Origin of the sequence: Stieleria sedimenti, assembly GCF_025060895.1 — a bacterium.
Lineage (GTDB): Bacteria > Planctomycetota > Planctomycetia > Pirellulales > Pirellulaceae > Stieleria > Stieleria sedimenti.
The window spans coordinates 12,717-35,478 of record NZ_JANZKV010000014.1; the positions used below are offsets into that span (position 1 = coordinate 12,717).

17 protein-coding genes are annotated in these 22,762 nt (G+C 60.3%); 7 read left to right on the forward strand and 10 right to left on the reverse strand.

Annotation, left to right across the window (positions count from 1 at the left end; translation table 11 throughout):
• Nucleotides 1–25 precede the first annotated feature (25 nt).
• Nucleotides 26–889, reverse strand: coding sequence for an acetylglutamate kinase (argB, locus tag NZK35_RS02580; RefSeq protein WP_259631040.1), 864 nt, complete (start codon nt 887–889; stop codon nt 26–28).
• A 193-nt stretch (nt 890–1,082) separates the two neighbouring features.
• On the opposite strand from argB, the gene proC reads away from it, so the two are divergent.
• Nucleotides 1,083–1,889, forward strand: coding sequence for a pyrroline-5-carboxylate reductase (gene proC, locus NZK35_RS02585; protein ID WP_259631041.1), 807 nt, complete (start codon nt 1,083–1,085; stop codon nt 1,887–1,889).
• Between the two features lie 151 nt (nt 1,890–2,040).
• Here the strand turns inward: proC and odhB are convergent, their stop codons facing one another.
• The 7 genes from odhB to NZK35_RS02620 form a co-directional block, all read right to left on the reverse strand.
• Nucleotides 2,041–3,351 carry a 2-oxoglutarate dehydrogenase complex dihydrolipoyllysine-residue succinyltransferase gene (gene odhB / locus NZK35_RS02590; RefSeq protein ID WP_259631042.1) on the reverse strand — a complete coding sequence of 437 codons (1,311 nt, stop codon included), beginning with the start codon at nt 3,349–3,351 and terminating at the stop codon, nt 2,041–2,043.
• 112 nt (nt 3,352–3,463) lie between these two features.
• Nucleotides 3,464–6,841 (reverse strand): DEAD/DEAH box helicase, encoded by a 3,378-nt coding sequence (locus NZK35_RS02595; protein WP_259631043.1) that lies wholly within the window; start codon nt 6,839–6,841, stop codon nt 3,464–3,466.
• Between the two features lie 45 nt (nt 6,842–6,886).
• Entirely contained in the window at nt 6,887–8,596 is a 1,710-nt protein-coding gene (locus tag NZK35_RS02600; RefSeq protein ID WP_259631044.1) for an ABC transporter permease, read from the reverse strand.
• Nucleotides 8,593–9,519: an ABC transporter ATP-binding protein gene (locus NZK35_RS02605; RefSeq protein ID WP_259631045.1), complete on the reverse strand. Its 927-nt coding sequence runs from the start codon at nt 9,517–9,519 to the stop codon at nt 8,593–8,595. The genes NZK35_RS02600 and NZK35_RS02605 overlap by 4 nt, the downstream gene beginning before the upstream one ends.
• Before the next feature lie 59 nt (nt 9,520–9,578).
• Complete coding sequence (locus NZK35_RS02610; protein ID WP_259631046.1) at nt 9,579–11,987, reverse strand: hypothetical protein; 2,409 nt, start codon at nt 11,985–11,987, stop codon at nt 9,579–9,581.
• Complete coding sequence (locus NZK35_RS02615; protein WP_259631047.1) at nt 11,984–12,313, reverse strand: hypothetical protein; 330 nt, start codon at nt 12,311–12,313, stop codon at nt 11,984–11,986. Before NZK35_RS02615 ends, NZK35_RS02610 begins: the two co-directional genes overlap by 4 nt.
• A gap of 205 nt (nt 12,314–12,518) precedes the next feature.
• Nucleotides 12,519–14,441, reverse strand: coding sequence for a hypothetical protein (locus NZK35_RS02620; RefSeq protein WP_456115270.1), 1,923 nt, complete (start codon nt 14,439–14,441; stop codon nt 12,519–12,521).
• A gap of 610 nt (nt 14,442–15,051) precedes the next feature.
• Between NZK35_RS02620 and NZK35_RS02625 the strand changes: the two genes are divergently transcribed.
• Nucleotides 15,052–15,225: a hypothetical protein gene (locus NZK35_RS02625; RefSeq protein WP_259631049.1), complete on the forward strand. Its 174-nt coding sequence runs from the start codon at nt 15,052–15,054 to the stop codon at nt 15,223–15,225.
• 514 nt (nt 15,226–15,739) lie between these two features.
• Entirely contained in the window at nt 15,740–17,557 is a 1,818-nt protein-coding gene (locus NZK35_RS02630) for a response regulator (protein ID WP_259631050.1), read from the forward strand.
• A gap of 19 nt (nt 17,558–17,576) precedes the next feature.
• On the opposite strand, the gene NZK35_RS02635 is transcribed toward NZK35_RS02630, so the two are convergent.
• Nucleotides 17,577–18,485 carry a hypothetical protein gene (locus NZK35_RS02635; protein ID WP_259631051.1) on the reverse strand — a complete coding sequence of 303 codons (909 nt, stop codon included), beginning with the start codon at nt 18,483–18,485 and terminating at the stop codon, nt 17,577–17,579.
• Nucleotides 18,486–18,660: 175 nt separating this feature from the next.
• Here NZK35_RS02635 and NZK35_RS02640 point away from each other — a divergent pair, with 175 nt between their 5' ends.
• The 4 genes from NZK35_RS02640 to rplL all read left to right on the forward strand — a co-directional run bounded on the left by NZK35_RS02640 (nt 18,661) and on the right by rplL (nt 21,364).
• Entirely contained in the window at nt 18,661–19,146 is a 486-nt protein-coding gene (locus NZK35_RS02640) for a CinA family protein (protein WP_259631052.1), read from the forward strand.
• Nucleotides 19,147–19,633: 487 nt separating this feature from the next.
• Nucleotides 19,634–20,311: a 50S ribosomal protein L1 gene (gene rplA, locus NZK35_RS02645; RefSeq protein ID WP_145223369.1), complete on the forward strand. Its 678-nt coding sequence runs from the start codon at nt 19,634–19,636 to the stop codon at nt 20,309–20,311.
• Nucleotides 20,312–20,350: 39 nt separating this feature from the next.
• Nucleotides 20,351–20,875, forward strand: a complete 525-nt coding sequence (rplJ, locus tag NZK35_RS02650) for a 50S ribosomal protein L10 (RefSeq protein WP_095737432.1) — start codon at nt 20,351–20,353, stop codon at nt 20,873–20,875.
• Nucleotides 20,876–20,950: 75 nt separating this feature from the next.
• Complete coding sequence (rplL, locus tag NZK35_RS02655; protein WP_145391461.1) at nt 20,951–21,364, forward strand: 50S ribosomal protein L7/L12; 414 nt, start codon at nt 20,951–20,953, stop codon at nt 21,362–21,364.
• Nucleotides 21,365–21,711: 347 nt separating this feature from the next.
• Here the strand turns inward: rplL and NZK35_RS02660 are convergent, their stop codons facing one another.
• Nucleotides 21,712–22,506: a metallophosphoesterase family protein gene (locus NZK35_RS02660; protein ID WP_259631053.1), complete on the reverse strand. Its 795-nt coding sequence runs from the start codon at nt 22,504–22,506 to the stop codon at nt 21,712–21,714.
• Nucleotides 22,507–22,762 lie beyond the last annotated feature (256 nt).

Genomic DNA, 22,762 nt, shown 5'->3' on the forward strand with positions numbered 1-22,762 from the left:
AGATGTCGAGACACGACAAGGTTAGTTACTTGTAGATTTCGGTGCCGACGCCTTCCGAGGTGTAAATTTCCAACAGCAACGAATGTCGCAGTCGGCCGTCGACGATGTGCACCTTGCCGACGCCTCGTCCGAGTGTTTCCAAACAGGCTTCGACTTTGGGAATCATACCCGAGGCGATGTGACCGGAGTCGATCAACGCACGGGCTTCGGTTTCATTGAGCGAGTGGATGATCGTGTCGGGATCATCTTTGTCCATGCGAACGCCGTTGACGTCGGAAAGGAAAACCAGCTTTTCGGCTCCGAGTGCCTGTGCGACCGCCATCGCCGCGGTGTCCGCATTGACGTTGTAACAACGCCCATCTTTGCCTTCGCAGAAACTGGGGATGACCGGAACCTGATCGGTGTACAACAGCCCTTCGATGACGCTGCGGTCAACTTCGGTCACCTGGCCGACGTGTCCCAAGTCTTCTCCGCTGTCCAGCTTCAACGGTTCTCCGAACAGCACGTTGGTGCTGTGCACGGACAGATTCATCGCCCGGCCACCAAGCCGCTCGATCTCGTCGGTCAAAAACTGATTGACTTCTCCGGCCAACACCCGCCGCACGACTTCTAAGGTCGCATCGTCGGTGTATCGCCGGCCGTGGATGAATTTTGGCTCCACGTTCGATTCGGCCAACGCCCGGTTGATCGCTTTCCCCCCGCCGTGAACCACCACGGGTTTCATGCCCACCGTTTCCATGAAGATCACATCCAACAGGATGTGCATCAACGCGTTCTCATCGTCCAGCACACTGCCGCCGAGCTTGATGACGGTGGTCTTGCCGCGGAACCTGCGAATCCATCCCATCGCTTCGATGAGAGTGTCAGCTTTGGCGATCGCTTCTTGCACGCGGGAGACTCCAAACCGTGAGAAGGTTAAACTGTGCACGTCGAATTGGGCAAAACGAAAAACGGACCATGCTAGGTGCCCGCCCGATGGGGGTCAATTGCGGGCCGGCCCGCCGGGCCCAGGTATCCGAAAAGAACCGCGTTTCCAACGCCTTTCCGCCCCCCTGCGGGGCATTTACCAAAAAGAACCCTTGATGAATAAAGCGACTGTTGTAGTGATCGGCGGCGGACAGATGGGGCGTGCGTTGGTCGGCGGGATGCTGGCATCCGGCTTCGCCGCAGCCGATCGGATCACCATCGTGGACCCCAGCCCCGACAGCCGCCAGTGGTGGGCCGATCAACACCCGGCCGTCGGATGCCTGGACCAAATGGGTGACGATGCCGACCAGGCGGACGTCTTTCTGCTAGCCGTCAAACCGCACTTGATCCCACAGGTGGCGGCCGAAATCGCCAACCGTGTCGAGCACACCAAACTGATCGTTTCGATCGCCGCCGGCGTTTCGCTGACAACGTTGTGCGAGCACGCCGGACACGAACGCGTGATCCGCGTGATGCCCAACACCCCCAGCCTGGTCGGCGCCGGAGCGAGTGCGTTTTGCGTCGCGGCCGGCGCGACCGACGACGATTGCCGGTGGATCGAACAGGCCTTGGCCGGCGTCGGCACCGTCGCCCGCGTCGCCGAAGCCCAGATGGATGCGGTCACCGGACTGAGCGGCTCCGGCCCGGCGTACATCTGTTTGGTGATCGAGGCACTCGCCGACGGCGGCGTGCTGGCGGGGCTACCGAGACCGCTGGCGATGACCCTGGCCGCTCAGACCGTGCTGGGGACTGCGAAGATGGTTGCCGAAACCGGACGCCACCCGGCCGAACTGAAAGACGCCGTCGCCAGCCCCGGCGGCACGACGATCGCCGCGCTCAAGGTTTTGGAAGAACGGGGCCTACGCGCGGCGCTGATCAACGCGGTCGAAGCGAGCGCGAAACGCAGCGGGGAGTTGGGTTAGTTTCAGGTTTCAGGTTTCAGGTTTCATTGTTGCCCGATATTTTCTTGTCTGGCCATTCTTCGTCCGTCCACCATTTTTCTGCCCTCCATTTTTCTGTCACTTGCCGGTCGCCAACTGACTTGGAACTTGAAACTCGAAACCTGAAACTTTTCTAAAGCTCCAAAAACAATCGCGCCGGATCTTCGATCACTTCCTTGATCGTGATGAGGAACCCGACGGCTTCGCGGCCGTCGACGATGCGGTGATCGTAGGTCAGCGCGACGTACATCATCGGGCGGATTTCGACTTTGCCTTCGATCGCGACGGGCCGGTCTTGGATCGAATGCAATCCCAGGATCCCGCTTTGCGGCGGATTGACGATCGGGGTGCTGAGCAGCGAACCGTAGACGCCGCCGTTGCTGATCGTGAACGTGCCGCCGATCAAATCTTCGGCTTGCAAACGGTTCTCGGTCGCCTGTTTGGCGAAGTCGGCGATCGTCCACTCGATTTCGGCAAACGACAATCGTTCGGTGTTGCGGATGATGGGCACGACCAATCCTTTCCCGCCGCCGATGGCAACACCGATGTCTTGGTAGTTGCGATAGATCGCGCTGTCTTCGCGAATCTCGGCGTTGACGGCCGGAAAACGCCGCAGCGCCTCGACGGCGGCTTTGGCGAAGAACGACATGAAGCCCAGTTTGACGCCGTGCTTTTCCAGGAACGCGTCTTTGTATTTCTTGCGGAGACTCATCACCGGCTGCATGTCGATCTCGTTGAACGTCGTCAGCAGTGCCGCGGTTTGCTGGGCGTTGACCAACCGCGAGGCGATGGTTCGGCGCAGCATGCTGAGCGGCTTGACCTCTTCGCTACGATCGGGCGCACCGGTCATCAGCGTGCTGGTCGGCTTGGACGGTGCAGTCACGGCCGTTGAGGCGGCAGGCTTGCCAGGCGATTTTTCCGCGGGCGGTGCTTCGGCGGGTTTGGAGGCCTGTTTCGACCCGGCCGATTCGAGATACCGCTGCACGTCCTCTTTCAACAGACGGCCGCCGGGGCCGCTGGCCGGAACGTCCGAAGCCGACAAACCGTTCTCGTCGAGCAGGCGCTGGGCGGCGGGCATCACAAAACTGGCGGCCGATCCGCCCGAGCCGGCTGCGCCCGACCCGGATCCGCCGGTGGAATCGGCTGACGCGGTGGCCGAGCCCGAGCCTGGGGACGCCGATGCGTCTGAGTCAGGTTTCGGGGCGACGCGGATTTTCGCGATCAGCTCACCGATCTCGGCGAAATCGCCCTCCTGCTTGCTGATTCCTTCCAAGAATCCGGCCGCCGGGGCGGGCAGCTGAACCGATGCCTTTTCCGTTTCAATCTCCACCAAGTCCTCGCCCGATTCGACCCATTCGCCTTCGGACTTGATCCAAGCCCCCAATTGAACTTCGGTGATGGATTCGCCAACGGTCGGCACTTCAACGTCTACGATTTCGCTCACGGCTTCCGGATGTCCCAATCAAAGATGAAGATCGAATTTTTCCCGTCAAACGCGGGCATCGTCACAGGATAACGGGCAAATGCCAAGGTGTCATCGACGGAAACGGGCCCATTTAAGTTCTCAGCATCCGGATCAGATCGTCGTTGGACAGCTTGGCCGCGGCCTCGGTCCCTTCCATCACGCCGGCGACGAGATCGCGTTTCGATTCGTGCAGCGCCAAGATTTCCTCCTCGATCGTCCCCCGGGCGACGATCCGGTAGACCATCACCGGTTTGTCTTGCCCCATCCGGTGGGCCCGGTCGGTCGCCTGGTCTTCCACGGCCGGATTCCACCAGGGATCCATGTGAATGACGTAATCAGCGGCGGTCAGATTGAGCCCGGTTCCGCCGGCTTTGAGCGAAATCAGAAAAACGTCGGCGGTGCCGGTTTGGAACTCGTCGACGGCCACCTGCCGGGCCTTGGCGGGCGTCGATCCGTCCAGGTACTGGTACGTGAACCCGCGCTCATCGAGGGCCTTGCGGATCAGCGCCAGGTGCTCGGTGAACTGGCTGAAGACGAGCGCCCGGTGGCCTTCTTCGCGGAGACTGTCCAACGTCTCACAGAGCTGATCGAGTTTGGCCGACGAATCGGTCCATTGCTTGTTGACCAAGCCGGCATGGCAGGCGATTTGCCGCAGCCGTGTCATCAGCGCCAGGATCTTGAAACGCTGGTCTTTGATGTGCGGCAGGGCTTCGAGGGTTTCAATTTCGCCGATCGCCGCCAGGCGAACCTTCTCGTATTCGGCTCGCTCGGCCGGACTCAGATCGACATACAGGTTCATTTCGGTGCGGGGCGGCAATTCGGTCAACACCTCGGACTTGGTGCGACGCAGCACAAAAGGCTGCAACCGCTCGGCAAGCGCTTTGCGGGCCGACTCGCTGGCTTCCTTTTCGATCGGTCCGGCGAAACGTTTGCGGAACTGTTCCCAGCCGCCGAAGACGCCCGGCGAAACGACGTGGAACAGACTCCACAATTCACCGAGATGGTTTTCCACCGGCGTTCCGGTCAGCGCGACCGTCCAATCGGCGTCGATCCCGGCGATCGCCTTGCTGGTCTTGCTGCGACTGTTCTTGATCGCCTGGGCTTCGTCCAGCACCAGGGTCGACCACGACACGCCGGCAAGCGCCTCGGCATCCCGCAAGGCCAACCCGTAGCTGCAGATCACCAACGAACGGGGTCCGACCGTGGGCAGAAATTCGCCGCGTTCGGTTTCACGGTACAGGTGGACGTCCAAGTCGGGGGCGAAACGCTCGGCCTCGCGCTGCCAATTGAACCCGACACTGGTCGGCGCGATCACCAGCGCCGGACCGTCGGCGGATCGATCCAGCAAGACGGCCAGCGTTTGCAGTGTCTTGCCCAATCCCATGTCGTCGGCCAGGATGCCGCCGACGCCCCACTCGGCCAGCTTGCGTAGCCACTTGTATCCATCGACCTGGTAGTCCCGCAGATTGGCATCCAAGTTCTGCGGCACGGTCGGATCCAGCTTCTCCGCCCTGGCCAATCGTTTGACGCATTTTTCCCAGGCACGGCTGGCTTTGACGGCGACGTCGGAATCGACCAATTCACGAATCGCCGGGGCCGCCGTCGCATCCAATTTCAGCGTGTTGCGATCCTTGTGCGTCGCATCCTGCAAACGCTTCAGTCGCTTGCGCAACCCATCGGAGATTCTGGCCCACTGCCCGTCGGCGAGTTTGATGTAATCGCCGATCCCGTCTTGATCATCCGCCGGCAGCCCATTGATCAAATCAGCCAGCGGCATCGAGTGCTCGCCGAACTTGCATTCCCCGGAGATTCCGAACCAATTGCGTTTGTTCGTGATGTCGACCTTGACGTTGCTGCTGGACAAGTTGCCGAGCACCGAGACCGGTTTTTCGCCCGTGCGATCCCACAGCACTTCGACGTCACTTTCGGGCGACTGCAGGTCCTCGATCAGACGCAGCGCGGCGCCGAAATCATCGATCGTCCCGAACCAATTCTCGCGGTCCACCGACAGACGCCAGCGTTTGAGCAGCCGATTGATTTGCTCGGATTCTCGAGTGACCGAGCGGGCCAACTGCAGTTTCTTGCCGTCGCGTTCGGTTGTCACAATCATCGGTCCCGCCAAAGGTCGCCTGAGCACACCGGCGGCGTCGCGGACGCGGAGCCCGAAATCGAGCCGGCCGTCGGCTCGACTGCGAAGCAGGATCGCCGGACGGGCGTCCACAAAATGGACCGGCCCGGCCACCGAAGGCGGCAACAGAATGGAAATCTGCTTTTGAAGCTTAGCCAACGGTTGCAGCAAGTCTTCACGGCGGTCCAGGGCGACCGGAGGCAGTTGGCAAATCGAACGGATCATCTCGGCTTCGTTCGCCGTCGAGTTGCCGACCAGGACTTCGTCGGCATCGAGGTCGATCCGTAGAAAGGTCTCACCGGAGGCGATCACTCTGGAATAGAACTTCGATCCGTCTTGATTGGAAAACAGGACACGGTAGCTGTCTTTTGAAATCCCAACGGAAAGATAGTTCGGATAGTTCCGAACGCTAATCGGTTCGCCATCCCAAATGACGTTGTCCTGCCCGACCAATTGCTTGATCGCTTCGACCGCGTCCAACTGGTAGCCGGAATCGCCGTAGTAATACCGCCCGGCACGCTCGATCTTGTCGACCACCTCGAGATCCGCATCGGTCAACGGAAGCGAACGATCGGACAACAGATTTTCCAGACGGACCTTCTTCCCCTTAGTGAATCCATCGCCCCGCTTCTTTTTTTGCTGAAGCAGCGGCTGGACCGTCAGATATCCCCCGCTGCTCAACGTGAAATCCCAAACGATCCGCTGCTGCACGCTCGCGGCCAGCGGCGGCAGCAGATCGTCGTCTTCGTCGGCGACATCGGAAAACAATTCGCGTTGCTCGGCCGCAATCCGATTCAGCTCGGCGATCGCGATGGCCGAAGGGTCGGGCACAAAGGCGTCGCGCGGTGGCTCGCCCGACTCCATCTCACCTCGAGCAATCCGCGACTGCAAGGGCTGGTTGTTCTGCAATTGTTCGAGCGCATGCAACACAAATTGATAGCAGTGCACGCAAGGTTCGCTTCCGCCCGATTCGGCACAATCACATCCCGCCGGCGCCGAGTTGGTATCCACGCACAAGAAGACGTTGTGGTGGACTCCATCCTTTGACCAAGAGCCCTGCATCTCGCCGCAGCGGTAAATCCTTTCGATGTGGATTTTGGCCGGGATCGGCCGCTCGGCCCGCTGGCGTGAATGAGCGGACTTGATCTGGTGGGGAAAGCTGTCCAACAGTTCTCGCATCACGAAGAACCAGGACTGGACGTCGTGGCATTGAAAGTTGGCCCCATCGAACCGGTCTTCGCAGTCATCGAGCAACGACTGCAGCCCGATCAGACTGTTTTTGTTCTTTGCCTGCGAGAGGACTTTGCGAAGCTTTTCCAATTGGATTTTCGATCGCGACACCGGGAACTCCGTTTCATAAGACTGTGTTGTCGACGGACCATCAATCTACCGTCCGCTGCCGCTTTCGACGAGTTGGTTTTCCGACTCGTCCGCCAGATCCTGCTTGACACGCAACGGCACCGCGATTTTCCGCAGCCGAAACTCGCGAAACAGCGAAACCAAATTGATCGCCAGAACTCCCGCCCCGACCACCAGGATCAACATCGCGACTTCTGCCGGCAACCCCCGTGGGCTAAAGGCTTCGTCCCAAGTCCACCCCCAATTGCTGGCATGCAGCGCGGAGTATTGGTTGGAGATCCGTCCCTGGATCACCACATCGATGATCGCCGGAACAATCGCGCCCAAGAAATAAGCGACGACCGCCGCAACCAGCGGGGCGACAAAGGACGGCCCGAACCGCTTCAAAAAAGGCATCGCGAGCAAGCGAATGACGCCCAGGTAACCCAGCAGATAGCCCATCATCATCGCCGCAAAAATTGGCGGAGGTGTGTCGACACTCGTACTTCGAACGGCACCCGTCTGGACCCCAAAAACACCTACCCCGGCCAACACGACCAGCCCCGCCACGCCCGTGGCGACGACGAACATGAAACCGGTTCCCGGCCCGGGCATCCACCACGTGAACAGCATCCGGGTCCCGTAAGTGGCCGGCAATCCGCGCCGCACGCGGGGACTCAACTCCGACGCTTCGCCGCACATGAACATCCCGACCAACAGCCAAAAGATCCCCAGGTACAGCAGCCCGTCGTTGATCCATTCGAAATCACCGGTCGACCAAGCGGTGTAGGCGATCGTCACCACCCAGATCGCCTGTTGGAAAAACAGAATCACACGCAACCGGGTCGAACGATTCTCGGTAACCGGAGCGATACGGGCCGCCGCCGCGGCAACAAACAGCACGACGAACGACGCCGCAACGGTGAACCAGGCAAGAAACCCGAACCAAGTCCCGCTCCATTGCTCGGGCAACACCATTGAGAAAACAAAACCGCAACACGTGAACTCCACCACGACGATGAACGCGACCAAGCCGACCAACAGAAACGTTTGCAGTGTCCGGCCCTTGGCGAGCGTCGACAGCACCAAGCCGAGTGCCGTCAGCACCATCGCCGTGATAAAGATGATCGCGACGACCAAGATGATGGTCAGCAAACCGATCCCGCGGAGCAGATAACAAAACGCCAAACACGGCACGATGGCGGAGAAGTAAATCAGCATCTGAAGCACGGCACTGTTCATCTTCCCCGACACGATTCGCCAAGCCGACAATCGCGTGATCGCCAACATCTCATACGTCCCCTCATCGAGCTCCGCGGCCAAGGACCGAAACGCCACCAAGGGCACGAAGGCGAACATCGAAACGGAGAGGATCATGAAGTACCCGATCATCATCGATTCACCGGTCGGGATGTAATAAACATCCGGCGCGTTGAACACGATCCCCATGATCGTCCAAGCGCAGGACGCGGCCAGCAAACAAAAAAACGTGATCAGAAACTGCTTGCTTTTGAGCGATTGCCTGGCCTCCTTGACCAAGATCGGATTCAACAGACTCGTCAACCGCTCGGTCGCCCGATCCACCCAGCCCCAAAACCCACTCGCGTCGGGGTCCAGTGCCAGTGCCGGATAGGGAAACGCCTGGCCGCCGCCGCCGAGTGAAAGTTCGGCGACCGCGTGCTCGGCCCCGCCCGCCGACGTTTGGGGATCGCCATCGGCGGCTGCGCCGTTGACGCTGGATGCACCCTGGTCGGTCATTGCACCTTCCCCGCGGTGACCTTCAGGAACAGATCCTCCAACGATTCATCGACCACCCGGTACTCCAAAACGTTCACGCGGGCGTCGCACAAACGATGCAAGATTTCGATCTGACGCTGTCGATTGCCGGCGACGCGAAACTGCAGCGTCCGATTCAGTTCCACGACATCGGAGACATCGTCCCACTGTGACAAGATCGTCTTGGCCGTCTCGGTCTCGCCGTCGATGACGACGATCAAATCGAGATGCGTTTGTGAATTGCCTTTCAGACCGGCGACGGTATCGTTGGCCAACAACCGCCCCTGCTCGATGATGCCGACCCGATCGCACATCTCGGCCAACTCGCTCAGGATATGGCTGCTGATCAAGATCGTTTTGCCATCGGCCGCCAACGATCGAATGATCTGTCGCAATTCGATCCGCGCCCGGGGATCCAGCCCGGCGGCGGGTTCATCCAGGATCAGCACCGAGGGGTCGTGGATCAGGGCGCGTCCGAGACAGAGACGCTGCCGCATCCCCTTGCTCAGACCGGTGATCGGTTTTTCGGCCATCGAACGCAGCCCGGTGAAATCCATCACCCAACGGATCCGCCGCGTCCGCTCGCGTCCGACCAGTCCATTGGAACGCGCGAAGAAATCCAGGTACTCGGCACAATTCGTGTCGCTGTACGAACCGAACGCATCGGGCATGAACCCCAGCCGCCGGCGGACGCGATCGGGATCGTTGACCGAGGAGAGTCCTTCGATGAAGGCGTCGCCTTCGGTCGGCAGTTCCAGCGTCGCCAGGATTCGCATGCTGGTCGTTTTCCCCGCCCCGTTGGGACCGATGTAACCGAACACGCTGCCCCGTGGCACCATGAACGAAACGTGGTTGACCGCGCGCGTGGTGCCGAACAAACGCGTCACGTCCTGCAATTCGATCATCGGTCCCTGCCAGGGCGTTGGCGGGACAGATGACGGTGGGACTGCGGTTTTCAACCCCGTCACGGCAGCAACCCTCCGATCATGCGGACGCATTCATCTTGCACACATTCGCGGAGCGCAAACTGGTCTGCTTGCACTTCGGTCAAAGCCAAGAAGGATCGCCGCTGCGGATTCCGTGAAAATTCCAACAGCCGCTCTTCGATCCCGGTTCGGTCGTTCATCGAGACACGATTCTGATAGGGCGTCGGCATCTGGGACGAATCCGGATCGACGACCCCGAGTGCGATCATGGAAAGCGTGTTCGAATTCGCCTTCTCCAGCGTCACCGTCGACGCGGCCGACACGTTCCGGGCGATCCAGTACTTGCCCTTGTCGTCACACACGCCCACGATCGACAGCGGTGTCGGCAACCGGTTGGTCAGCGAAACCGCCTCGCCGCTGAAATCGATCTCGATCGGGGACACCCCTTCGTACGGACGCGTGACCAGATAATGAACCTGAGTCCGTGTGGGTAGGAAATCACCCGTGTACAGCCGATCGTCCCCGACTTGGTCAATCAGATAATCACCCGGCCGCGAGTCATTGGCGGGATAGTAGTTGTAATTGTTCACCATTTCCGAATGATGCACCGGTAACACAAACGCCTCGCCGGTGAACCGCAATCCCCGCTGATTGTCGACCACCGTGTAATACGTCTGACGTGATTGGTCGATCACCGGGACACGTTGCCGCTCGCGTTCGCCGGCGGGCGCAACGGCATGACGACCGTCGATCCAGGTCAATTGCCGGATCCGAGCCCGGTTATCAAATCCGTCCGAAAGGAAGGCGTAACAAAACAGTCCCATCGTGGCGAAGAACGCCAACGCGGGTGCCAGGAAGTACAGCAAGTAAAGCCGCCCGCGACGCCGCAACCCGAAGTACAACAGCGGCCCCATGACCAACACAAACAGACCGTTCAGGACCACAAACATCGTCACCGGCGGCTGGCCCACCGTCGACATCAGCCAAGCCCAGTAGCTGTCGTTACCGGAGGCATAGTCCACCCCGTTCCGCTCGCTCCATTTCTGTTTGTCCATCTCGAGCGATTTCCAGAGCTGGAACGACCCCGGAAACGGATCCTGTTGCTCGATCAGGACGACACGCCCCCAACCGTATGGCATCACCCCCAGTCCGGCGAGGAGTTTTTTTTTGGTCACCGTCTGAACCATCGGATGCTTGACCGCCACCAGGTCGTCATACACCGATTGACGTGTTTTCTCACTGGAACCGTAAGCGTAAGCATTGGAGTAGTAGGTTCCATAGTTCCAAGGCTGGTACTGAATCGCCGACGTGTCGTTGGGTTGGCTGAGCGTCATGACGGACGATGGATTGGCCCAATACCGAAACGACGTGTTGACATCCCCTCGCGCGCCGGCGAGCCAACTCGGACGAACCGCCCCGGTCGGCGAACGGTCGAGCGGCTTGACGCCGAGCGGGGGATTTTTGTGAGCGGTGGGGCGCAAGCCCTCCGCTGGTTCACCGTCAATCCGGACGGCTCGCGCCGTTCCACCAACCCCCTCAGAGCCGATGGACGCGGCATTGGGTGCTGTCTGCGACGGTACTGTCTGCGACGGTGTCGCCTGCGGTGGTGCCGCGTAGGCCCAGATTTGACCGCCCGCGGAAACCCAACGTTTGAGTTCCGCCAATTGATCGGGTTGCTGTTGTTCGATTCGCTGCAGCAATGGATAGGGCGCTAGGATCACGTCCAACTGGCTGTAACCGATCCACGACGTCTGCAAGGCGTCTTCGTCGATCACGCGGAATCGTGCCCAGCCGTAGACGAGGTCGTCGAGAAACTTCCGCGCCTGTTTGTCGGACAGACGCGGCACGTTCGCCTTTTCGCTGATCGCGCCCTCACCCAGGATCGTGGCAATCGAACGCAGATCGGGAAAGCGGGTCCACGGGTCGGTCGAGGTCGCCGCATCTCGGGGAACCATCACCCCGATCGACATGTATTGCCCCCAATCTTTGACCGACGCCGGGATCGCCAGCTTGGACGCCACCTTTCCCAGTCGCCGGCCGTCTTCGATCACCTGGACCGAACAGGATTCCCAGCGATAGAAGTGCGGCACCTGGACCGGCACGCCGTAATTCTTGACGCCTTGCGGCACCGTCACCTGACAGGCAAATTGAAAATCGATCTCGGTCGCGTATTGGGTTCGGGGCCGAAACAAGATGCGCAGCGATCGCTGGCGGGTAAACGACTTGCCGATCGCCCGAAACCGCAGCATGATCGGCTGAAACCCCTCGTTACCCAACCGCTCGGTGCTCACGAACATCGTGAACCCGGCTTGGGCCGGATTGGAGGGTGCCGCCCCCAGTTGAACTTCTTCGGCAGTCGCCGAGACGGTCATCGGCGTCCCCGGCGCCGCGACGAACAGAACCGCGACGCACACAGCGGCGACGACCGGACGAAGCAAACGCCTCATGGAGTTTCGCCATCCCGATGATGCGGATCCGACATCGCGTCGGGCATTTCGGTCGTGGGCACATGAACTCGCATCGGCTGTTCAGGCCCCACGGCGGCCGAGCCGAGCGTCGAAAACAGGCTCGCCAACGAAAACGATCCCACGTAAATCAAAAACGGCAGCGTCAGTGCCGCGATCAAGACCGTCGTCAACACCGCCCACTGTTGTCCCGTCGTGATCGCTTGCTGGACGACTCCCATCGCAACGGCACACACCGTGACCAATCCGATCAGCCAACGAAGCGAGACTTTGGGCAGAAAAGGTTCAGGCGCGGTCGGATCGGTCATGAAGCACTCATCGACTGGGTCAAGGCAGCAACCAACATAGCAAATCCGCCCGCCCGCCGCGGCAGACAGGCTGAATGCCAGACATCGATTCCGTTCGAGTCGGCAAACCTGAAAAAAAAAGCCCCGACAAGTTTCCTTGTCGGGGCCGAATTGCGGGAGATCTTGCCGACGCTGAGCGGTGCTCAGCGTCTGGGTCGGGGCAGGATCAGTTGCAGTTGGTGCAACCGGCACCGGTTGCGATCGGTGCGGCACCGCCACAGTCGACGCAGCCGGCTCCAGGAGCGGCGGACGTGCCGTAGCTGTACACGGGCACTTGGACCGTGGTCGGAACGGGCTTGCAGACTTGCACCTGCACTTCTTTCATCGTCGTCACGGGGACGCAAACATTGTACGTTTCCGGAACTTCTTCGGTCACGTTTTCATAAACGGTGACGTTGTAGGTTCGGACACGTTCCTGCTTGACGCAAACGGTGTAGTTGACCTCGCGTTCACGGGTCTGCTCTTCCATCCGCGTTTTGGTGACCGTCCGCGTGCCTTCTTCCGTCTTGTAGGTCGTCTGGGGAACCATCCGGGTGCGGGTTTCGTTCACCATGGTGGTGACCGGAACCATTTGCGTCTTGGTCTCGTTGCGATACTTGGTGACTTCGCGAGTCCGCTCCTCTTGGCGGGTCGAGCACATCGTCACCATTCGCTTACGAGTCTCAGGGACCATTTCGCAATACGGGACTTCCCGGGTGCGGGTTTCGATCCGAGTTTTCGGAACGTTGACCGTTCGCTTCCGCGTCTCGGTGATCATTTCGCAGTAGGGAACTTGTCGCTCATGCGTTTCCATCCGCGTGCGTCGGACCGGAACCTCGCGGGTATGCGTTTCGGTCTTGTACTTGGTGACGTTGCAAGTTCGCTCCTCGGTGCGCATTTTTCGAACCTGGACGGTTCGCATGCGTTGCTCGGTGCGATAGCGGGTGACATTCACCAAACGCGTCTTCGTTTCCGGACGACACTTGGTCACCGGGACCTTGCGGGTCTTGGTTTCGGTGACGTAGCTGGTCGTCGTGTACGTGTACGGCTCTTCGGTGGTCTGCCGCTGGTACGTCGTGACCGGGACCTCTTTGGTGACCAGGTTGGGCACCCAGACTTGTCGATAGGACACCACGGGAGCGCAACCGCTGCCGCCGACGACACCGGCCGAACCGCCACAAGGGCTGCACGCGGTGGCGCATCCGCCACAGGGATTGCACGGCGTGCTGCATCCGCCGCAGCTTCCGCAACCGCCGCCACAACCGGCACCCGCAGCGGCGGCTGTTTCAACCGCCTGGCACTGGTAACTGCCGTGATCTTCGGTGACGGTCTTGACGGTCGTCACCGGGACGCACTTGGTGACCGTACGGGTCGCGGTCTTGGTTTCCGTGACCGGCACCTGAACCGTGTAGGTCTCTTCGACTTCTTCGGTGTAGGGCACCATCACGGTGTAAGGCTGCTCGACCTGTTCGGTGTAGGGAACGCAGACCGAATACGGTTGCTGAACCGTTTCGCAATACGGAACCTGGACCGTGTAGGTGTGCGGTTCGGTGTAGGGTACCCGGACGGCATAGGTTTGCGTCACCGTATCGGTGTAGGGGACGCACACCTGGTACGTTTCGGTTCGCATCTTTTTCACCGGCACTTGCACGGTGTATTCCTGCTCCACCGGCTCGGTGTAGCGGACACAGACGTCATAGGTTTCGGTCCTCGTTTTTTGAACCGGAACGTGAACGGTGTATTCCTGCTCCACCTGCTCGGTCACCGGGACGGTCGCCATGTACGTCTCGGTTTCTTTGTAGGGGACACAAACGGTATAGGTCCGTTCGACCTCGGTGGTCTTGGGCACGCACACCGTGTACGTCTGCTCGACCTCGGTCGTCACCGGAACCTGAACCTTGTAAGGCACTTCCTCGGTGTACGTGACGGGCACGCAAACGGTGTAGGATTCGGTGCGAGTTCGAACTTCGGGCACATTGACCGTGTAGGTCTGCTCGCGAGTTTGCACTTTGGCAACTTGTCGCGTCACCGTACGCATTCGGGTGCGTGTTTCGGTTTGATAAGTCGTCGTCGGAACCAGGCGAGTTTCCGACACCAGTTGCGGTCGCATGACCGTCCGGGTTTCATACGCGACAGCGGGGCCACCGGCCCCACCGGCAGCGACGCACGCGGAACCGCTTGCGCAGCCGCCGCAATCGCCGCATTGAGCAAGGACATTTGCCGCAAATAAAAGTGCGGTGCAAAGTCCTGCAAAGCCCTGATACATCATTTTCTTCATGTAGTGAGTCCTCCAAAATGTCTCACAGCCAGTGAGCCGACGATGGAAATACGAGTGAGTTTGTAACGGCTGCGTAGCATGGGCTGCTGCCCAGCCCCATGAATGTAGACCTGCTCAAACCCCTGTCAACAAATAGGCGACGTACAAACAACGCAAATCGCGAGTTTTACCCAGGTGTTTCAAATAGAACCATGGAAGCCGAAGCATGCCAGCGGCGCATCTCGATCCAACAGGGATCAATTGCCCTATCCCGCTGAAGCGAAAAACCCCGGTATTCCCCGCAGTAAAATTAATTTTTTCTCAAGCGACACGACCCCATCGGACGAGAGCGGCCCCCGTTTTTCAGCAGTGTCAAACTGATGGGCACACAATGTCGCAATCGTTCGCGAGAGACTTGTCGTTGTGCACCCACGCCCGAACCTGACCGCACAGCGCGATCGAATTGAACACACCCAAACAAGTCGACCTGACGACGATCGATTCAGACCCCATCCCAAATGGCCCGACTCGACGGACGCCCGATGGCATCGAATCGCTTCGAGACGGAAAACGCACCGCAGGCCGCGGGATCTCGGCAGGGGAAATCTCGGCAGGGGACCATGGCGCGGGACGTTGACGCCATCCTATCATGTGGCGTCCACGATCGACGAAGAAACGGCGATCACGGTGGTGTCGACAGCTTTGCCCAGAGGAAGGGCGAACAAGATCAATGATTTCCGAGGTTTTGTGAATCGATTCGAGCTCGGATGCCGAACTGTTGGACGGCGGCGATAAAGGTGGATGAAAGACGCGTGTTTCGACGAGAGTGAATCAGTGAAACTCGATCGCTGGCGCGTTTCGCACCGACAATCCACCGATCCGGACATCGGCTGCGATGTCAACCGCCACCAACTAGGGCGGATGATCCGACCACAAGGCGGGTTGACTGGCAACTGAAGCGGTTTGCGCGGCCAAACGCGTATTCGGCTGGGTTCAACGGTGGTTGATCACTCGTTTTCTCGTATGATTCTTGGTGAGGTAGTGCCGATGAACTGACGTAGGTATGGATGTGCGTTCATCGATGAGTTCCCAGGGGCGGCCCAAAGCGAGTCGCCTTCGCTCGATTTTTACTGCGTGGTCAGAGGCGTGTTATGACTCGATCCACTTCCCCGTTCGGCACTGAAGACAGGACCGGCCAGACCGGCGAGTCGACAGAGACGATTCGGCTGATATGCGTAGGCGACAAGCACACGCTCCCGCGCGGGTTCTCTGACGAGGAAGTGCTAGCGCTCGATTCCTCGGCGACGGTCCTCGACCAATTGGCCAGCCCTTCGATCGAGGGCGTGTGGATCGCCCGAGAGTTGCTCCCCGAACTCGGCGAACTGCGGGGGCTCTGTCAAAGCGGCTTGATGCTCCGCGACCTACCCGAGGGGGCCGCGTTGCTGGACCACAAGATCCGGGTGCTGTGGGCCAACCGCCGCCTCAAAGCCTGGGCCGGCAAGCTGGAAGAAGACCCGACGGGCGAAACGATCTACGACCTGCTGGGCAATCCCGACATCATGGGATCCGACCTCTGCCCATTCCACACCGCCTTTTCCACCGGCGAAGAAAGCAGCGGTACGTTCCAAACCTCGGACAACCGATTCTTCCAGGTCCGCGCCGCTCCGGTCGGCGACAACGCCGCCGAGCCCCATCTGGTGGTCACCGTCGGTGACATCACCGAAGAGATTTTGCAGCAGCAGAAACTCGCCGCGATCCACCGCGCCGGACGCGAACTGGCCGATTTGCGGCCGACCGAAATCTATCAGATGGGCGTCGACGAGCGGATCGATTTGCTCAAAGACAACATCCGGCACTACCTGACCGACCTGCTGAACTTCGAGGTGATCGAGATTCGGCTGCTCGAACAAGCCAGCGGCAACTTGGTCCCCTTGTTGAGCGTCGGGATCGACCAAGAAGCGGCCGATCGAAAACTGTTCGCCCACCCGCAGGGCAACGGGATCACCGGGTATGCCGCGTCCAGCGGGACGAGCTACCTGTGCTATGACGTGGTCAACGACCCGTTGTTCATCCCCGGCGTCGCCAACGCGCGAAGCTCCTTGACGGTTCCGTTGATCTTGAATGACCAGGTCCTCGGCACGATCAACGTCGAAAGCCCCGAGGTCGCCGCGTTCAGCGAGAGCGATCTGCAATTCCTCGAGATCTTTGCCCGCGACATCAGCTTCGCACTCAACACGCTGGAACTTCTCGTTGCCCAAAAGGCCGACACCGCCCAGCAAAGCTGCAATGCGATCCACAGCGCCGTCGCGCTACCGGTCGACGAGATCCTCAACGATGCCGTCAACGTGATGGAGGACTACATCGGCCACTCGCCGGAAATGGTCGATCGCATCCGCCGGATCTTGAAGAACGCCCGCGACATCAAGCAGACCATCCAACAGATCGGACAGCGGCTGACGCCACTGGAAGCCGTTCCGCCGGGCATCTCGTCGGACGAACACGCGCTGCTCCGCGGCAAACGCATCTTGGTCGTCGATGAAGACAGCACCGTCCGCGAAGACGCCCACACCCTGCTGGAACGCTACGGATGCATCGTCGAAACCGCACGCGGTGCCGACCAGGCCGTCTTGATGGTTCGTGATGCCGGCGAAGACGACAAGTACGACGTCATCATCAGTGACATCAAACTGCCCGAACACAGCGGCTTTCAATTGATGATGCGGTTGAAAGAGATCATCGACCCGGTGCCGATGATCCTGATGACCGGATTCGGCTACGACCCAGGCCACTCGATCGTCCACGCACTGCAAAACGGACTTCATCCCAAGGCGCGGTTGTTCAAACCGTTCCGGCTGGACCAGTTGATCGACGTCGTCCAAACCGTCTTGGTGGCCGGCGGCGTTGCCCCGGATGCCCAAGCCGATCCGGCGGCCAAACAACCGACCGTCGGACAGATTCACACCCGCTGAATCGTCGGCCCGCGTCGCGCTACAGCGAACGCGGCGCCGCATAGGGATTCAACCGCGCTGCCCCTCGCTGTGCGGCCGCTTGCCGCGCCGCAGGAACCTCCACTCCGGCGTGGCCCGGATCGAGATGCATCAGGCGGTCGCTGTCCGGGTCGCGGTAGCTGAAATCACCGCCGGTGGCGATGCGGCGAATCTCCCCGCACAACTCCTCAGTCTGGCGGCGACGATGACGTGAACGCAAGCCGCCCAATCGGTGATCCCGATAGGCCAACGCAAACTCCAGCGGCCCGTCTTCGGTACGCACCGTCAAGACGACGAAGTGCAAGCGATGAAAGCAACCGGTCGGCCGCACCGACTCCAGGTGCACGTCAATGATCGACGCCGCCGGGAACCGGTACCGCGAAAAATCCCCTTCCATCACCACGCCCCAGCCGTCGACGTGAATCAGCATCACATCCTCGGCGGTGTCCAGCTTCGTCGCGTTCCAATTCTCGCGTGGGACCCACTCGACCAGTCGAGCCGTCTCGATCCAATTCAACCGCCCCCCTTGCTCCACCGGCACTTGCGGGTGCTGCCCGTCGGCCCCCACCGTGCGTGTGCGTGAACTCGTGCGGATGCGAGAACGACAGGAACGGCGCAAACGGCGCACCAATAACTGGTTCATCGGCCATTCCGGATACGTGCCCGCCCAAGAGACCTGGGCCACGACGATCAACGGAATCACGACGGCCGAAGCCAGCAGGGCGCGGCCGGATCCGACCCAGAACGAGAGGGCAAAGAGCGGAGAGACCAGGCCGACCATCAACACGGGCACCAACAACAACGATGCATTGAGCAGCAGTTTCCAACCGAGCGTGAGCACTCGCCCGGCTTCCCGTTCGGGGACCGGGGTGATGCTGGCAAGGCAGGGAGCGGTGGGTGGCTGGTGCATGGACGGGTCGATCGAGCATGTGTGGCGCGTCGGGGATCGACCCCAGGTTAACGATCCGCCCCCGTCTGCCCAACCAATTTTTGCTTCGGGCTGGTAAGTTGACCGCGCCGCGGTTCGGATTAGACCGCGCGAAACCGACCTCCCCCCCGCAACATTCACCATTGATCGGACTGCCATGGACCTCGATTCCCAATCCCGACAACTCGTCGAGCTGCTCGGGGAGAAACAACAAACGCTGGTGTTGGCCGAAAGCTGCACGGGCGGATTGATTGCGGCGACGCTTGCCACGGTGCCCGGTGTTTCCGCTTGGCTGGCCGGTTCGTTTGTCGTCTACCAAGAGGCCAGCAAGATGCGTTGGCTGGGCGTGGCCGAAGACACGCTGCATCAGCACACCGCGGTCAGTGCCCCGGTGGCGCATCAAATGGTCGCCGGGGCGCTGCAGATGACGCCGCACGCGGACCTGGCGGCCTCGGTGACCGGTCACCTGGGACCGAACGCCCCGCCAGAATTCGACGGCCGGATCTTTGTCGGTGTGGGGCGACGCGGCCAACCGCCGAGAACCTGGGGCATCGAGTTGAACGCCAAAAAGCGAGTCGGCCGGCAACGAGAATCCGCGTTGGTCGTGATCGACACCCTGATCCGAGTGCTGGGAACCGTGTAGCCGAACGCTAGGAAGCATTGATCCCTTGGGTTTGACAAAGTTTTAGCGGCAGGGCGCGAGCCCTCCGGTCTCCCGGCCGCATTGCGGCATCACCGGACGGCTCGCGGGCTGTCGATTGAGTCGGGATCTGCTGAGTCAATGGTGAGCCGCTGNNCTTACGCGTCGCGGCTCACGAAAACGACAGCCCGCTCGCGCCGCTCCGCTAACAAAGGCGAAGCGGCGCAGCCGTGTTCAAATCTCCAATCTCGCCCCTCCGCCCCCCCGCGGAGAGAGGTCCAAACGGACGACCGTCATGGCGGCGGCGAAAAAACTTCTGGGCAAGTTGCACAATTGGCGTTGACGCTTCTTCGGACTTTCTCAATATTCTCGTTTCGTCAGAAGCCGATAGGTTTTCTGTGAAGTGGGAGAATTTGCCGCCGGGGTGCGTTTTCGCCTCGGGCCTGGTGATTTTGCTAACACCACCCGACCTCCATTGAGTCGTGACCATATGGGTAAGAAATCAAAGCGGTATCGCGCCGCGCTCGAAAAGCAACCAGCGAACACGCTTCCTCTCGATGAAGCGGTCACTGCGCTCAAGGCGTACGATTCGACCAAGTTTGATCAAACGGTCGAGATCCACATGCGTCTGGGCGTCGATCCGAACCAAGCGGACCAAATCATCCGTGGTTCACTGGTGCTTCCGCATGGGATCGGAAAACAGCAACGCGTCGTCGTGTTTGCCAAGGGCGATGCCGCCACGGCCGCACAGGAAGCGGGTGCCGATGAAGTCGGTCAAGACGACCTGGCCAAGAAGATCAAGGACGGTTGGACAGACTTCGACGTCTGCATCGCCGCACCCGACATGATGGGATTGGTCGGACCACTCGGACGCGTCTTGGGTCCTCGAGGTTTGATGCCCAGCCCCCGTGCCGGAACCGTCACGCCTGATGTCGGCAAAGTCGTCAGCGAGTACAAGGCCGGTAAAGTCGAATTCCGCAACGACAAGGGCGGCAACGTCCACGCGATGGTCGGCAAGATGAGCTTCGAATCGGACAAGCTTGTCGACAACATCAACGCCTTCATTCAATTCGTGGACGGCCTCAAACCGCAAACCATCAAGGGCACGTACGTCAAAGGTGTGGCGATCTGTGCAACGATGAGCCCGAGTGTGCGAGTCACTTGCTAGTCGGCGCCCCCATCATCCCTACTTCAGTGAACCAATCTGATGAGTAAGTACGTCAAACAACTCGTGACCCGCGACATCCAGCGGCAACTCGACGGTGTCCAAGACGCCGTCTTGGTCAGCACCGTCGGAATGGACGCGAACACGACCAATGAACTACGTGGCGAATTGGCCGAGAGGAACATCACGATGTTTGTCGTGAAGAACTCTCTCGCCCGACGCGCCACTGAGGGAACCTCGTTGGCCCCGGCCTTCGAAGGTGCCAGTGGCCCTGTGGCAGTGTGCTACGGCGGCGAAGACTTTGTGTCGCTGGTCAAGGAAGTTGTCCGTTTGGACAAGGACGGCGAGAAATACGAGAAGTTCACCACCACCGGCGGTGTCATGGACGGTGAACGTCTTGACGCCGATGGCGTCAAAGCGGTCAGCAAATGGCCTAGCCGCGAAGAACAAATCTCGATGCTCGTCGGCCAAATTCTGGGACCTGGATCCACGCTATCGGCTGCGATGCTGGGCCCCGGAAAGACGCTGAACAGCCAGCTGAAAAAGATCAGCGAAGGCGACGAGTAGTCGACCGCCACAGCTATCACCCCCCCATTCCGTTTTTCAAACAACCGACCATTCGTTTTTTAAGGGAAACCTGTCATGTCTGATGAAGCCACTGCGGTTGCTGAGTTCAGTGCCGAAGCTAAAGAAATGGGCGACAAGATCGCCGAAATGACCCTGAAGCAAGCCAAAGAGCTGAGCGACTACCTGAAGGAAGTCCACGGCATCGAGCCCGCCGCCGGCGGCGGAGTCGTGATGGCGGCCGCGGGTGGTGACGGTGGCGGCGAAGCTGCCGTCGAGCAAACCGAGTTCGACGTCGTCCTGACCGGCTTCGGCGACAAAAAGCTGAACGTCGTCAAGGTCGTCAAGAACCTCACCGGCGCCTCGCTGATGGAAGCCAAGAAGATGGTCGAAGGCGTCCCCGCGACCCTCAAAGAAGCCGTCTCCAAGGAAGAAGCCGAAAAGGTCAAAGCCGAAATCGAAGAAGCCGGCGGTTCGGTCGAACTCAAGTAGTTCACCCTCGCCCGATTGCTTACCGCAACACAAAGAACTCTGCGCCCGGAACCACACTCCGGACCGCAGAGTTTTTTTTGCGCCGAGAGCTTCCAACACAACGGCCGCGATGCCGTTAGCGGCAGGGCGCGAGCCCTCCGGTCCGTCAAGGTGCTTTCGAGCCGACACCGGACGGCTCACGGGCTGTCGGTTTAGGCGGGTTCTGCTGAGTGAATGGTGAGCCGCTGGCCGTGAGGCCTCGGGCAACGTCGCAGTGCCCGGCCGCTTACGCGTCACGGCTCACAAAACCGACAGGCCGCTCGCGCCGTTCCGCTAGCGCCGCCCGACGAAACCCTCACCCCCGCAGCTCACCACTCCAATACACGCTCCACCCGTGGCGCGCCGTATTCGGCCGCCGCAGTATGCACCACCAAGTTGGGCGATATCTCGGCGGTGCCGGCGTGGTGCGTGTGACCACACAACACGGTCATCTCGATCGCCGGGCGCTCAACGGTGAATTGCTTCAACACCGCACCGACCTGGCCGCAGACAAAAAAGGGTGCCCAAAGGTCATCGGTCGTTCGCCCCTCGTACCAACAGGATTCACGGAACGGCGGCACGTGAGTCGCCACCGTGACGCTCCGCACCGACTCCGGCAGCGCCAGCAGTTTTTGCCGCAACCGATCGGCCGAGTGGGCGCCTTGCTCACGCAACAAACGAGGCCAGCTGATCGGGTCGACCTGGCGAAAGTCCTCGATCGCGACAAAATCGTTCAGCCGCACGGGTGAGTTTTCGTAATCGCCTTCGGTCCCGTCCCCCCAACCGTCCTCCCCGACCAGACAGTGTCCCGGCGTCAGTTCAATCGTGCTCGCATCGGTCAGGTAACACAGCGACGGCAGATCACGTGTGATCGAAGCCACACTGCGTCGCGTCGCACCGATCGAGGATCCGTAGAAATCATGATTGCCCAGCACGAAGTAGATCGGCAGCGAGATCGATTCGGCCATCCGCCGCAACTGGAACACCACGTCCTCGGCTTCCGAGATGTCGCCGGTGACCACCATGGCGTCGGCACCACCGCCAGAGACTTGGGCAACCCAAGCGTCCCAGGCTCTTAAGTTCACGTGGTTGAGATGAAGATCGGAGGTCCAAACCAAACGCATTGCTGGACTCCAGGGGTGGGCTCGCCTGACGGACCGGGAGGATCACGCACGGGACGTCAATTTTATGACTGCAAGATTCATGGCTCCCTTCTCCCCCACAAATCGTAACAAGCTTGCTTGTCGATTTGTGGGGGAGAAGGGCTGGGGATGAGGGGGCTGGTGATCGGTTTTGCAACCCACATTGATCGTCGCGGAAGTCGCTAAGCCTTTCTGGGCGCCGGCCCTCTCTGGCGTTTGCATGCTGTGCATGCCATTC